The sequence below is a fragment of the Paenibacillus sp. 1781tsa1 genome, assembly GCF_024159265.1.
Classification (GTDB): Bacteria; Bacillota; Bacilli; order Paenibacillales; family Paenibacillaceae; genus Paenibacillus.
Genome location: NZ_JAMYWY010000001.1, coordinates 4,314,691 through 4,326,726 on the forward strand (window position 1 = coordinate 4,314,691; position 12,036 = coordinate 4,326,726).

Sequence of the window (12,036 nt, forward strand, 5' to 3'; positions counted from 1 at the left end):
ATTTTGGTTTAGAGATTTGCATTAACCGCCAAGGGTATGCTATTTGTAACTACAGACTCCTGATCCGCCGGCTCATCAAACCACCAGTGGTGACCATCTTCTTCAAGCATAGCATCTGATTCAGCCGGACCATAGCTACCTGCAGGATACAGGTGAAGTGGCAACAGATTTTCCTGGAATGCATCCAGAATAGGTTGCACCCATGCCCATGACAATTCTACTTCATCCCAGTGGGCAAAGAATGTTGGATCACCTAGCAAAGCATCACGAATCAGATTCTCGTAAGCTTCCGCAAGGTCACCTTTATCCGGAGAAAGATCGATATGAACCGGTTTGAATTCACCTTTATTCTCAGGATCACTTGCATTCAGTTGCAATGTCATGCTCTGATCAGGACTCATCTCAATGACGAGCAGGTTTGGCTTGGAACCCTTGTTTTTCAGCACATTCGTTTGTCCTGAAGGTTCTTTGAATTCAATCACGATACGTGTTGATTTCTCCTTCATTCTTTTACCCGTACGAATGTAAAACGGAACACCGCGCCAGAAGAAATCATCGATTTGCAATTTGGCAGCAATGAATGTGTCATTCATCGTATTCTCCGCTACACCCGGTTCAGCAGCATAAGCATTTACCGGTTTGCCTTGAATGTTGCCTTCTGCATACTGTCCACGGATGATGCTTGCGCCCACGGTTTGCTTTTGTAACGGCTGGATTGATTCCATAATGTGCTTTTTCTTCAATCCAACTTTTTCGGAAGTACTGTTGTATGGAAGCTGAATCGCCATCATCATGAGCAATTGCAACATATGATTCTGGAACATGTCTCGCACTGCACCTACATGATCATAATAGGATGCACGTTCTTCGACACCTACAGTCTCATTAGCCGTAATTTGCACATTGGAGATGTAGCGGTTGTTCCATAACGCCTTCATGATTGGGTTACTCTGATGTAACGTCTCCAGGCGCTGTACCATCGGTTTGCCCAAATAGTGGTCAATCCGATAAATCTCTTCCTCCGTGAACGATTCGCTTAATTTGCGATTAAGGTCTCGGGCGGACTGCAGATCGTGACCAAATGGCTTCTCGATGACGAGACGCTTCCAGCCCTCTGTGGAACCCAGCCCAATTTGTTGAATGTTCTCTGCAATGGGTTCGAAGAATTCCGGACCAACCGAGAGATAGAACAAGCGGTTGGACGGAATGCCAAGCTCAGCTTCTCTTTGTTCAACTAATCCCAACAGCTTTATATAATCTTCCTTATGGCTTATATTCAATACACTGTAGCGAAAAGCTTTCACAAATGACTTCACAACTTCAGGATCTGCCTGGCGTCTGGAAAATTCATTTAATGATTTTTCCACTTGTGCCTGAAAGAATTCATCAGACCACTCTCTACGCCCCAGACCAATCAATGAGAAGGTTTCAGGAAGCTTCTGCTCAAGATATAAGTTATATAAGGCAGGATATATTTTTCTTTTGGCTAAATCGCCAGTAGCACCAAATAAAACAATGGTAGTTGGTTCCATCTCACCGTTCTCCTTCCAAGTAACTCTGGTTTCTTTGTTGTAGTTACACTATAATACGTTTTATAGCCATACAAGTAATTAATATATTTCACAGGAGCTATAGACAACATCTATGACTACAAATTACGAACTATATAAAGTCTTTTATTGGGCCGCCAAAACGGGAAGTTTGACACAGGCTGCAAAAGCACTGTATATCACTCAACCCAGCGTCAGTCATGCCATTAAGCAATTGGAAGAGAGCTTTGGTCTTACCCTGTTTTATCGAAATTCCAAGGGTGTAGCATTGACACAGGAAGGTGCCAGTCTGTATTCCTATATTGAACAATCCCAGATTCTGATCTCGCTTGCGGAAGAAAAAATGGCCGCATTGAAGAATCTCGACAATGGTGAACTCCGGATTGGTGGCAGTGACTCCCTGTTCAAGCATTACATGCTGGCCTATCTGGAGGAATTCCACACCCTGTATCCTAACATCAAGCTACATCTGAGTCATGGAACCACGCCGGAAGTCATTACCTTTCTAAAAGAAGGCAAGATCGATCTTGGTGTGGTTCGAATGCCCATTGTTGATCCGCAGCTCGAAGTCAGGGAAAGCATTCAGTTGAAAGACTGTTTTGTAGCTGGGGAACGTTATGCTCAGTTGAAGGGTAAAGTCATGACACTTGAGATGCTTCTAGAGCATCAACTGATTCTCTTCTCCCGGAACAGCCGGGTTCGGATGGCTATAACCGAGTTGTTTAACAGCTATAATTACACGTTGAAACCTGAGATTGAGGTCGGTAGCGTTGATCTATTGATTGAGTTTGCGCGTCGAGGACTGGGTATTTCCTATGTCACACGTGAGTTTATCTCCAAGGAGCTGGAGGAAGGTTCTCTCTTCGAAATTCAGCTTGATGTCCCGCTCCCCCCTTCCCATGTGGGGATTATGACCAAGCGCAATATGCCGATTTCTTTGGCTGCCAACCGGTTTATGGATCTTATTTTCCAGTCCTGAGTGGTTACCATGTCAAAAAGTACAACAAAGAGCCCCACCATCCCGTTATGGATGATGAGGCTCTTTAACCTGCAGGATACGTATACAACGATTAATGACTGACCAGATAGGACGCGTCCAATATAAGGGCAACCTTACCATTACCAAGGATCGTTGCACCAGAAAGATGGTTCATCGCACCCAGATACGTACCGAGTGTCTTAATAACGACTTCCTGATTTCCAATGATCTCATCTACTGCATATGCTGCAATTTTGTCGACGGAACGCACAATCACCAGTGGAATGGTTTTGGATTTGCGGTCCGTTCGAGGATAGTTGAGTCTGTCACACAGTCGGTGAAAGGGTACAATTCGTCCATGATTCAGAATGGCTTGTTGCCCTTGGATCATCTGAATATCTTCAGGTGAGATTCGAACAATCTCGGACACGTTGTACATCGGCAAGATCAGAACACGATCCGATACTTTGACTAACAGACCTTTAATAATCGCCAAAGTGAGTGGTAGACGAATCGTAAACGTGGTGCCAACACCAACCTCCGTATCAATATCAATGATACCGTTAAGCCGCCCAATCTGGCTGCGCACGATGTCCATTCCAACGCCGCGACCTGATACTTCACTTACAGAAGAAGCTGTGGAGAACCCGGGCTCAAATATGAGATGCACAGCCTCCTGTGTTGTTAGGCGTGCAGCCTGTTCCTCACTAATGATGCCTTTGCCCAAGGCGGAAGCCTTAATCTTCTCCCCATCGATACCTTTACCATCATCCGAATACCGAATAACGACATGATTCTCTTCATGGAACGAAGTTAAGGTAATACGTCCCTTGGACGGCTTGCCCAGCTCTCCACGAACCTCTGCGCTTTCAATGCCATGATCTGCACTGTTGCGGATGAGATGGATTAGCGGGTCACTCAATTCTTCAATAATCATCCGGTCAAGTTCAGTCTCTCCACCTTGAATAACCAGTTCCAGATCTTTACCCAGCTTCTGCGAAAGATCACGAACCAATCTCGGGAAGCGACTGAATAGTTGATCGATGGGTAACATCCGTGTCTTCATTACACCTTCTTGCAGTTCCTTGATAACCCTACCCATATGATCGGATACGCCACCAATACTCTGGATGAGTGAGGAAGACTCCTTACGCGCACCCGATCCACTCAGATCTGCAAGGGATGTCTGATCAATTAGCAGTTCACCCACCAAATTCATCAAATGGTCCAGACGTTCAACACTCACACGAACTGTAGGTTGAGCAGCTTTCACTTTCTCATCCGAGCCCGAGCCTGATGTAGTCACGGTAGGCAAGCTTGGTTTTGTTTGCTCTGGTTCAGAGATTAATTCAACTGGTGCAGAAGTCGCTGCAATCTCATTGGATTCCAGCATATATGGATGAATCTCCAACATATGAATATCCGAGTCTGTAGACAATTCTGTCTCAAGCTGCTGACGGTCCTTCGAAGTTGCCACGATGATGATGAACTGACTATAATGGTCATCTTCATTCTGCGCGCCCGGTTGCATCTCCATGAGAGAAGTTGTAACCACAGTCCCACATATGTCCTCAATGCGTTGGCGCAAAATATGATATCTGGCTGCTTTCATCTGGCACTTATGCTCAAGCACAATGTGAATGGACAATAGGTGCTTGCCTGACACGACAGCAACCTGTGCAACAATCGATTCTGCTGGTTGCAATTGAGGTGTTACAAGTTTTCCGACTACTGCCGGGGTTTGAATTAGATCCTTTATTTCTCGTACTACCGCTCGAAAGTCTGCATAGGCTTCCCCACGGATATACTGATCGCGAAGCACCTTCATGGCGTCCAAAGAACGGAACAACGTATCAATTAGCTCCGAAGTCATCTCAGGTTTTTTCTCCCTGACCCATTCAAGGGCATACTCCACCTCATGAGTGAGGTCGCTTAATTCACGAAAATCCATTGTGGATGCCGATCCCTTGATGGTGTGGGCTGCCCGAAACAGCGTTTGAACCAGTTCAACAGAAGGCGAAAGCTCCAATGCCAGCAAAGACTGATCCATCCGTTCCAGTTGATCATTCAGTTCTTCGATAAAGATGTCACGGTAGGCAGACAAATCCATCATTCGTGTATTCCTCCCTAACCGCCCAATATTTCTTCCAATTTCAAAATGCCCACAAGCTCGTCTCCATGTTGACCTACACCATGGAATGCCCCTTCACGGTTACGACCGTAACCTCCGGTTGGCGGATGTATTTCCGAATATGTGGTTACCTTGTTCACCCGATCCACGATCAAGCCAATATATTCATCCTGATACCGAACTACGATAATTCGAGTTGCTCTGGTATCCGGTTCATCCGGCATACCCAGCAGGTTGCGCAGGCTCATCACACATACAACCTTGCCACGCAGATTAACTACCCCTTTGATCTCTGGACGGCTGAATGGGATATCTGTAATGCTGAGCATTTTAATAATTTCGTGAATTTCTTCGATTCGAATGGCGCAAGTCTCTGCACCTACCGACAGCTCAATATATTGTTCCTTCTGAAGTGAAGACATCGATTCACCCTCAATTCAATTTGGTTTATTGGGTTTTGAAGGCAGCCGCAGAATTCGCCAGCTCTTCTGCCAGATGTGCCAATGACTGGCAGGTTGCCGCAGTCTCTTCTGATGCAGCCGCCGATTCTTCACTGGAAGCCGAGATGGATTCAACAGAACTCATCACTTCTGCCGCTTGAGCCGCCTCTTCCTCACATGCAGCTGCAATTTCGTTTACTTTCTGGGAGGAGTTATTGACCATATCAATAATCTGATCAAACGCCTGCCCAGTCATGGAAGACTGTTCAACACTGGCTGCTACGGCCTGTACACTTTGTCTCGTATTTTCCTGCATCGCTTTGATGATGGCTGTAATTTCTTTGGTCGCCTCGCCGCTTCGTTCTGCAAGCTTCCTGACTTCATCTGCTACTACGGCAAATCCTCGCCCTTGTTCTCCCGCACGTGCCGCTTCAATTGCTGCATTCAGCGCAAGCAGATTGGTCTGCTCAGCGATATCGTCAATCACTTCAATGATGTCACCGATTTTACGGGAATCATCTTCAAGTTTGGTCATTTTCGTATTAACAGCTTGCATACCTTCCAATGAAGTCTGTACAACAAGTCCACCTTCACGCGCAGTCTTCACAGTATCATTGGACAATTCAGCTGCTTCTTCCGCACTTGCAGCGACAGAGTTAATGGCAAGTGAAAGCTCCTTGAACAATTCGGAGATGTTTCCTGCCTCGCTGGATTGACTTGTGCTGGTACTTGCGATTTCCTGTGTACTGGCTGAGATCTGTTCCGAAGAAGCAGCAACACTTTGGGAGTTCAACACGATATTGTTGATTAACTCTTTCAGGTTGTCGACCATACGATTCAGTGCTGCTGCCAGTTGACCCACTTCATCTTTACTGGAGATGTCTGATTTGAGGGTAAGATTACCATTAGCCACTTCCGTTGCCAGACCCAACATGGACATGAGTGGTTTCGAAATCGAGCGAGAGATCAAGTAACCAATGAGGATACTAAAGAGTACAGATGCGACCACCATAACAATCGTTACCGCAAATGCAGTGTTGTAAGCTTCTTCAGACTTGATGTTAGCTTGTTCTGCGAGGGTTACATTGAGGTTCACCAGGTCTGCGAGCGTTTTTACCACTTCATCGCCAGGAGGTTTCAATGTTGCTTTCAGGAAAGCGATAAACGCGGCATCATCCTCTGATATTGCCATAGTGACGCCCTGATCATACAGTTTCATATAACTGTCGTACTGGGTATCTAATTTACGAAGCAGTTCCACTTCTTCCGGAGTAGTAGCAAGAGGACGGTACGTAGCAAGTCGCTCCTCCATGGATTGACGAATTGTAGCGATATTTTCCGTAACTCGGGTCTGTTCTGCTGCAACAGTTTCGTAGTTCAAATCACGCACGTTTACCCGTAACCTCTGATAATCAACCTGGGCCGAGGATAGTTCTCTAACCGAAATCAAGTTGTTGTTATACATCTCTTGCATTCGTTCATTCGTACTTCTCAAAGTTACTACGGAGTAGACCCCAAGCGCCGCAAGGATTATCGACACAATCAAAAATGCTGAGATAATCTTTGTTGCTGTTTTCAAGTTTCCAAACCACTTCATGTAATCTCCTCCTAGGCATCGTAGTGTCCAGTTATGTATATAACGCTTGGTTGGTAAACCCTTCTCTAGGTCGCGCTCCAGACAACTTACGATCTATTTCGACATAAATATATTAAAACTGAATAGAAAATTTTTATTTCTATAAAATTGCACTATTATGAATTTTTATTTCAGATATAAAGAATCTTCTTTTTAATATAAATTATACTTTTTACCCATTAAACTGTTTTTCCATCTTACATATATACGTATATTCAACAATCTGCATTGACTTACATATACATCTCCATGCAAACTCAAATATGATATGGTCTTCTAATATTTACATAAGAAGTTGTATAGTTCTTCCGTCTAACACATATCATATTCCACGCAAAAAAAATGATATATTTTGATGTTTATACTCCACATTCCAAGACTTAAGTCTAACAAATACATACTCAAAGTGAGTCCATATTCCCATAAAAAAAACCAAACTCGAATCAACAGAGTTTGGTTTCGAAACAAAAAAACACACTTTAAATTAATACAAAACCCATTTAAAACTAAATTCTTATGTGTTATATAACTGCTCCAGTTCCATTAAGCGATCCTTAATCCTGTGTGGAATAATACCAAACAGATTATCCCATGTCATAAACATCTCCGGTTTTAATACATATTCTTCGAACTCCATGGTAGGTACGAACGCTTTGGTCTTCAGATAACGCTCCACCTGAGCATCGATCTGTTCATTCGTTTCAAAATAACCTTGAAACAACTCATTCACAAGTAGCCCATCACATCCAGCTTTCGAACCTGTGGCACTATACAGGTTAGGCAATAACTCAAATACAACCGGAAGTGGTGAGAAAGCATGTTTGCCAGGCTGCGAGTACAGACATACATGACGTCCAACCACATTGACCCGTTCCTTCAACAATCCACGCAGTACCTTCCCATGAAAGCTGGCTTCACAGTCTACAACCTCTCCGTCATGGCCCACATAAACCCATACATGCTCCATTTCATACAGATGTCCGATCTCATAATCCCACCAAATTGCATATTCAATCACGTATTGAACTACCTCGCTTGGGAACTCAATGTCCCTTCTGAACGATGGTGAAGGCCCTGATTGATGCAACACAGAAATGCCAACAAAATCCGGATAAAAGGGTTCGTTTCTATCAAACATCAAGATAGGTGCATAACTCATTGCAGTTTCAAGTGTTTCCATCTCTGACATGTTCATTCATGAGTCCTCCGTTTTCGTTGGATGTTCATACTATACTAACAGAGAACGTAACACACTGACTCAAGGATTTTGAATTTTTTTCTAATATAATGCCAACCCCTTCATACACTTCATACAATAATCACATCGACACATCGAAACGTCAAAAAAACCTGCAACTGTTATTCTCCAGTTACAGGCTCTGTACTTTTATAATGAATAAGGAATTTGAATTAAGACTTCAGCTTACTGGATGGTGACACGGACGTCTCGGAAGGGGAAGTCGATTGATCAGAAACCTGTGTATCACATCCTATTGGAGGGCCCAGAATGGCATCATTTTTAATGGACGCAATGGCTCTGGCATACGCCTCTTCATCCAAACAGTACGCGCGGTGAGCCACCTCGGGCGGTGTAGCTGCCAAGAAATCTGCTCCAAACACAATATCAGGCGTTGGTTGATCAAAGATCGTTAATACATATACGTCATCAGTCTCAGCAACAAACCAGTGAAACCAGCCTTTCGGAAATACCACAACCTGACCTGGTTTCAGACGATATGTCAATCGTTCACGCGTAAACGGATTAAAGACTGACGCTGTAATTTCACCACTGATGACTACAACCATCTCCGTGACATTGGTGTGCCAGTGTGGCTGCACAATAATTCCTTTGCTTAAGTATACGTTGAAGAAACCATTTGCAATGGTCGGCAGCTGTTCTCCAAACAACTGGGTTACATAGTTGCGTGAATCCCTTTGATAATTGACCACCGCATTGGAATCGGCAGCTAGCGGAACATTTGGGGCTTGCAAAATCGGATTCATCATTCGATCATTTCTCCTCCTTGAGCATACATCTCATTGTTGTACTGTATGCCGGAGAGTAGAAAGATAATACCGTTGACCTGTTATACATTCTTTTTCATCCGAAACTGCAGGTTTCTTGTATCTTGTCTTAAGGAGCTAGACTTGGCCAGGGAATCTGCCTCCGGCTGCAATGCCTTGAGGTGATATGCGATCAATCTGCTTCATCTCATCATCCGTAAGCGAAACCTCTAACGCGCCTAAGTTCTCGTGAACTCTATCCAAATTACGGGTCCCCGGAATCGGAACGATATGTTCTCCCTTTCCAAGTAACCAGGCCAGAGCAAGTTGAGAAACCGTGCATCCTTTTTCCTTAGCCATCTCTTGGATCAATCCAACAACCTCCAGATTTTTCTGAAAATTCTCACCTTGGAAACGCGGATAGTGACGACGATAATCGTCTTCCGGCAAGTCATCTATAGATCGGATCTGACCAGTCAGGAAGCCACGTCCCAATGGGCTGTATGGAACCAAGCCAATGTTCAATTCATGCAGGACAGGCATAATCTCATCCTCAAGCTCTCGACTCCACAAGGAATATTCCGTCTGCAACGCTGTAATCGGATGAACAGCATGTGCACGACGAATGATCTCTACTGGCGCCTCGGACAAACCAATATATCGAATCTTACCCTGTTGAACCAGATCAGCAAGCGTGCCTACCGTCTCTTCAATGGGGGTATTCGGATCAGGACGATGTTGATAATACAGATCGATATAATCCATTCCCAGGTTGTAGAGACTCGCATCTACTGATTTTTTAATGTAGGCCGGATCTCCTTTGGGGCCCTGTGTGTGCGTAATACCGAATTTGGTGGCAACAACAACGTCAGATCTTCGACCTTGTAGCGCACGCCCAAGCAGTTTTTCATTCCCTCCAAATCGCTGTTTTTCATACTCTCCGTACAGATCCGCCGTATCAAACATGGTGACTCCTGCATCCAGTGCACCCTGAATGGTATGTACCGATTCGTCATTATCCGGCATCATCATCACACCCAGGCCGAGCCCAGATATACGTAATTTGTCATTGCCTAACGTTCTTGTCTTGAGCATGAGGCTCCCTCTTTTCATATTAAAATAGAAACGATAAATAGCTACGTTTGAGCTTAAGTTCATTCTATTTCAATACCGAGAACCCAACCACACTCCGTGTATGCTAGTAAAGAAATTACTAGTCTAATCTAATTAACCTACTACATGACAACAGGAACATAAATACAGCAATGAATGCCTGATTGGCTGTTCAGATTATTCATGGAATAGATATCGTACGCATGTACAACACCATCTGACCGATCCGTCGTTTCAAGCAGCACACGATTCACTTGTTTTAATTCGACTTGGTGCAGATTCCAGATCGTTCGGAAGTCCACACTTTCTTCACTCAATTGTTTCACGATTCTGGTAAATTCGGGGTCACTCGGATACTTATCATAATACGTACGGAAAACAGCTACCGAGTGCCGCGCGAATTCATCCCAATTGTGCATACGCTCCCTGAGCGTTGCATCCAAAAATAAAATCCGCATCATTAGACGCTCATTCATATTCATCGACGAGAAGTTAAAGAGGTTCTTATCCGCTGCGTCATTCCAGGCAAGTACCTCAGAACGTTCATTGGTAATAAAAGAAGGATGCGTCAACTGGCCAATAATACTCTGCCAACCTGGATCCAGCTGTGAGTACGAAGCAAGGAATTCATGTTCCGTATTCGGGTCCCATAAGTCAAACAGATGACTCTTCTCTTCCGGCGTTAACCGGAGCGCGTTCGCTATACTTTGCATTACTTCTCGTGAAGGTGCCAACTCCCTTCCTTGTTCAAGCCACGTGTAGTACGTTGCACTGACACCAGCCAGTACCGCTACTTCTTCCCGCCTTAGCCCCGGTGTTCTTCGCTGTCCATAAGATCCTGACAATCCAACTTGTTCCGGTTGAATGCGGCTTCTACGTGATTTCAGAAAATCACCCAGTTTTTTGTTACGGCTCATACCTGTATCCATAGACATCGTTCCTTTTTATAAAAGTATTCAAGCCTATTCGGCTCTATCCCAAAATGGTAGTCACTAAATGACTTTGATATAATTCATCTATTATTAGTTCTGCAGAATCCTTGGTTTACAAGTAGCTTAGCATCGAATGGTGCAGAACGAAAATACAAGGAGTGCTTGAAGGAAATTCGTCAATTAAGTCAAGTCTTCATCGATCAGGAGTCTCTACACAAGCAGCTCGTATCCATGGTTGAGAACTACACACAGACCTTCAACAAGATGGATGCCAAGACCGGCTTTATTGAAACTGTTGAGCGGGAAGAGATTTATGTTGTTCTAACGGAGTTGCTGGATCAGTTGAATGAGCAATTAGAACTGCGACAAGATCTTTCGGTTAAGGTTAATCACGAGGAATTATATGAGGTATTTGATCGTTTGAAGGATTTCTAATTTACGCAAAAAGGGTCCTGGTATCAAAAGTGCAGGACCCTTTTTTGTATGCATACTATTTCTTGCACGATATGTCCGCCGGCCTCAAGTGTCATAACTAACCAGATAATGATGAAGTTCCGTGTTATAACAGCCGATACTGTGCTCAATTAATCTGCCTTCTCCGTCGAAGGAGTTACGAAGGCGCTTGAGCAGATGCGTCCCCGGGGGGATATTCAGTAGTTGGCATACCTCAGGAGCTGCCGGCTCTACAAAGAAACGGTCTTTGAAGTTCTCCAGCAAAATGTCGTTCTCCTCCAATGAATCATACAGCGATTGGATGTCTGCATTCATTTCTTGCTTGCCTCCGCCGGGCAATGCAGCTGCTGCCAAGAAGTGTATCAGATGAATATAAGGTTGTCCGTTAAAAATATAGAGCCTTTCAATCCGCTGGCAGTACGGCCCGTAGAGACCATATTGCTCCGTTCCGGCATCATTGGTCAGTAACCGGGAATTCAGAACTTTTTTTTCCAGCTTATGCCCCTCTTCTACGAGCAGTTCCGTAAACCGTTTGCCCTTTGAGAGCTTCTGATGAGAGGTATTGCGCATCACTATCGTTCCAACACCGCTTTTCTTCTGAACGTAGCCTTCCTGGGACAGCTCTTGGACCGCACCCCGGACTGTCATTTTACTGACCCCGAATTCCTTCTCCAGCTGTGGCTCGGAGGGAATGATGCTTCCGAGAGGATATACGCCATGTAGAATCCGATCTTTGAGAATTTTTTGGATTTGCTGATATAAAGGACCTTGCTTGCGCTTTAGGGACACTCACTGTTC

General features: G+C 44.5%; 11 protein-coding genes. 2 read left to right on the forward strand and 9 right to left on the reverse strand.

The features are described 5' to 3' along the window. Window positions 1–8: 8 nt before the first annotated feature. On the reverse strand, window positions 9–1,532 hold the full coding sequence (gene zwf, locus NKT06_RS19400; protein ID WP_253438178.1) for a glucose-6-phosphate dehydrogenase: 1,524 nt from the start codon (window positions 1,530–1,532) through the stop codon (window positions 9–11). Between the two features lie 112 nt (window positions 1,533–1,644). Between zwf and NKT06_RS19405 the strand changes: the two genes are divergently transcribed. Next, window positions 1,645–2,529 carry a LysR family transcriptional regulator gene (locus tag NKT06_RS19405; RefSeq protein WP_253438181.1) on the forward strand — a complete coding sequence of 295 codons (885 nt, stop codon included), beginning with the start codon at window positions 1,645–1,647 and terminating at the stop codon, window positions 2,527–2,529. Window positions 2,530–2,620: 91 nt separating this feature from the next. On the opposite strand, the gene NKT06_RS19410 is transcribed toward NKT06_RS19405, so the two are convergent. The 7 genes from NKT06_RS19410 to NKT06_RS19440 form a co-directional block, all read right to left on the reverse strand. Beyond that, window positions 2,621–4,642: a chemotaxis protein CheA gene (locus NKT06_RS19410; RefSeq protein ID WP_253438184.1), complete on the reverse strand. Its 2,022-nt coding sequence runs from the start codon at window positions 4,640–4,642 to the stop codon at window positions 2,621–2,623. Window positions 4,643–4,656: 14 nt separating this feature from the next. Next, on the reverse strand, window positions 4,657–5,082 hold the full coding sequence (locus NKT06_RS19415) for a chemotaxis protein CheW (protein WP_253438188.1): 426 nt from the start codon (window positions 5,080–5,082) through the stop codon (window positions 4,657–4,659). Between the two features lie 25 nt (window positions 5,083–5,107). After that, window positions 5,108–6,697 carry a methyl-accepting chemotaxis protein gene (locus NKT06_RS19420; RefSeq protein WP_253438191.1) on the reverse strand — a complete coding sequence of 530 codons (1,590 nt, stop codon included), beginning with the start codon at window positions 6,695–6,697 and terminating at the stop codon, window positions 5,108–5,110. A 553-nt stretch (window positions 6,698–7,250) separates the two neighbouring features. Then, complete coding sequence (locus tag NKT06_RS19425) at window positions 7,251–7,931, reverse strand: hypothetical protein (RefSeq protein WP_253438194.1); 681 nt, start codon at window positions 7,929–7,931, stop codon at window positions 7,251–7,253. Between the two features lie 215 nt (window positions 7,932–8,146). Further along, window positions 8,147–8,743 carry a cupin domain-containing protein gene (locus tag NKT06_RS19430; protein ID WP_253438197.1) on the reverse strand — a complete coding sequence of 199 codons (597 nt, stop codon included), beginning with the start codon at window positions 8,741–8,743 and terminating at the stop codon, window positions 8,147–8,149. A 135-nt stretch (window positions 8,744–8,878) separates the two neighbouring features. Further along, window positions 8,879–9,835, reverse strand: a complete 957-nt coding sequence (locus NKT06_RS19435) for an aldo/keto reductase (RefSeq protein WP_253438200.1) — start codon at window positions 9,833–9,835, stop codon at window positions 8,879–8,881. A 140-nt stretch (window positions 9,836–9,975) separates the two neighbouring features. Beyond that, on the reverse strand, window positions 9,976–10,782 hold the full coding sequence (locus NKT06_RS19440; RefSeq protein WP_253438203.1) for a helix-turn-helix transcriptional regulator: 807 nt from the start codon (window positions 10,780–10,782) through the stop codon (window positions 9,976–9,978). Window positions 10,783–10,947: 165 nt separating this feature from the next. Here NKT06_RS19440 and NKT06_RS19445 point away from each other — a divergent pair, with 165 nt between their 5' ends. Next, window positions 10,948–11,220 (forward strand): hypothetical protein, encoded by a 273-nt coding sequence (locus tag NKT06_RS19445; protein WP_253438206.1) that lies wholly within the window; start codon window positions 10,948–10,950, stop codon window positions 11,218–11,220. Window positions 11,221–11,304: 84 nt separating this feature from the next. On the opposite strand, the gene NKT06_RS19450 is transcribed toward NKT06_RS19445, so the two are convergent. Continuing rightward, on the reverse strand, window positions 11,305–12,027 hold the full coding sequence (locus NKT06_RS19450; RefSeq protein WP_253438209.1) for a GntR family transcriptional regulator: 723 nt from the start codon (window positions 12,025–12,027) through the stop codon (window positions 11,305–11,307). Between the last annotated feature and the right edge of the window lie 9 nt (window positions 12,028–12,036).

Coding starts and splice junctions, on each gene's coding strand:
- NKT06_RS19410 (WP_253438184.1), bottom strand. CDS start 4,642: ATGATGGATTTGTCTGCCTACCGTGACATCTTTATCGAAGAACTGAAT.
- NKT06_RS19440 (WP_253438203.1), bottom strand. CDS start 10,782: ATGGATACAGGTATGAGCCGTAACAAAAAACTGGGTGATTTTCTGAAA.
- NKT06_RS19430 (WP_253438197.1), bottom strand. CDS start 8,743: ATGATGAATCCGATTTTGCAAGCCCCAAATGTTCCGCTAGCTGCCGAT.
- NKT06_RS19415 (WP_253438188.1), bottom strand. CDS start 5,082: ATGTCTTCACTTCAGAAGGAACAATATATTGAGCTGTCGGTAGGTGCA.
- NKT06_RS19405 (WP_253438181.1), top strand. CDS start 1,645: ATGACTACAAATTACGAACTATATAAAGTCTTTTATTGGGCCGCCAAA.
- NKT06_RS19425 (WP_253438194.1), bottom strand. CDS start 7,931: ATGAACATGTCAGAGATGGAAACACTTGAAACTGCAATGAGTTATGCA.
- NKT06_RS19435 (WP_253438200.1), bottom strand. CDS start 9,835: ATGCTCAAGACAAGAACGTTAGGCAATGACAAATTACGTATATCTGGG.
- zwf (WP_253438178.1), bottom strand. CDS start 1,532: ATGGAACCAACTACCATTGTTTTATTTGGTGCTACTGGCGATTTAGCC.
- NKT06_RS19420 (WP_253438191.1), bottom strand. CDS start 6,697: ATGAAGTGGTTTGGAAACTTGAAAACAGCAACAAAGATTATCTCAGCA.